Origin of the sequence: Tahibacter harae (assembly GCF_024437735.1) — a bacterium.
Lineage (GTDB): Bacteria > Pseudomonadota > Gammaproteobacteria > Xanthomonadales > Rhodanobacteraceae > Tahibacter > Tahibacter harae.
In genome coordinates this window covers 1-1,394 of the sequence record NZ_JANFQO010000071.1, presented here as the reverse complement: position 1 = coordinate 1,394, position 1,394 = coordinate 1, and the positions used below count along the sequence as shown (strand labels likewise).

Here is a 1,394-nt window from a genome sequence, read left to right as displayed (position 1 = left end):
CCGCGCAGGTTCGGCTGCGCCAGCCAGCCGTGCTTCGCCGCTTCCCAGTCCAGCCAGGCATCGGCTTCCACCCGCTGCACCACGCGGTAGCCCTCGCCCTCGCGCACCAGGTAACCCTGCAGCTCCAGCAGCCGCACGCTCTCGGCCAGCCAGCGGCCGAACTGCGGATCCAGCCGCGTCTTGAGCGCCTCCAGCGTGAACGTTGCCGGTGTCCACAGACACAAACTGTCCATTTGTACAAACAGCAGCCGCGCCAGCTCCGTCTCCAGCAGGCGCAGGCCGGTATCGGCTTCCGCCGGCGGCAGCGCCGGCGCGGCGATGCGCCGGGCCAGTTCGCGCTGCACCGCGGCCAGGTCCTGCTGCGGCGCCGGGCCGTAGACCTGCAACGCCGTGCCGCCGTCGGCCGCGTCCGGCGCGCGTGCGCGGCTGAGCTTCAGGTACGCCACCTGGTCCAGCGGACCGGACAACAGCTGCTCCAGCGCCTGCAGCGCCTCCTCCGGCTCGATCGAGCCGAAGCCCAGCAGCGCCATGCGGTCGCGGTAGAAGTCCGACGAGACGATGCCGACGCTGCCCCAGTACCCCCAGTTGACCACCTTGACCGCACACGGCCAGGCCTGCCGCAGCTGCTGCGCATAGGCATCGCTGAAGGTGCAGCCGGCCGCGTAATTGCTCTGCCCCGGCGCCTTGCTGAAGCTCTGCAGCGAGGAGAAGAACAGCACGAAGTCCAGCGCTTCGCCGCCGAACGCGCGCGCCAGCTGCACGCTGGCATCGACCTTGGCCGCCAGGCTGGCGCGGAAGCGCGCCTCGTCCATCTGCGCCAGGCTCTGGTCGGCCAGCACGATGGCCGAATGGACCAGACCGTGGATCGCGCCGTAGCGCGCGCGGATCTGCGCACAGGCCGCCGCCAGCGCCGCCGCGTCGGTCGCATCCGCCTGCAGGTACAGCGGGGCCGGACCGTGCTGGCCCAGCCGTGCGATCTTCGCCGCGATCGCGGCATCCGCCGCCCGCCGGCCCAGCCAGACCACCTGCGCGCGGTAGCGTGTAATCAGGTATTCGCTGTACACCTCGCCGATGCCGCCCGCACCGCCCAGCAGCACGTAGACGCCGCCGTCGCGATAGCGCGTCGGCCGCGCCGGGCCCCATTGCGCTGCCAGCAATTGCGAACGGTAGAACTCGCCCGCCCGGTACAGCCAGGCATCGCCCTGGGCATCGGCCGGCAGGCGCAGCAGCGCCGCCAGCCCGGTTTCATCCAGCGTATCGGTATCCAGCAGGCGCACGCGCCACTGCGCATATTCCTTGGCCAGCGAACCGACCAGGCCATGCACGCTCGCATCGGCGGGATTGATCGCCTCACCGTCGCCGAGGCTCAGCGCCCGCTGCGTCACCACGCTCAG

Annotated in this window: 1 protein-coding gene; it reads right to left on the bottom strand. The window is 71.2% G+C overall.

The genetic code is table 11. From position 1 onward, the window contains the following. The coding region (locus tag NM961_RS23855; RefSeq protein WP_255916927.1) for an SDR family NAD(P)-dependent oxidoreductase at positions 1-1,394 on the bottom strand (1,394 nt) is incomplete at both ends.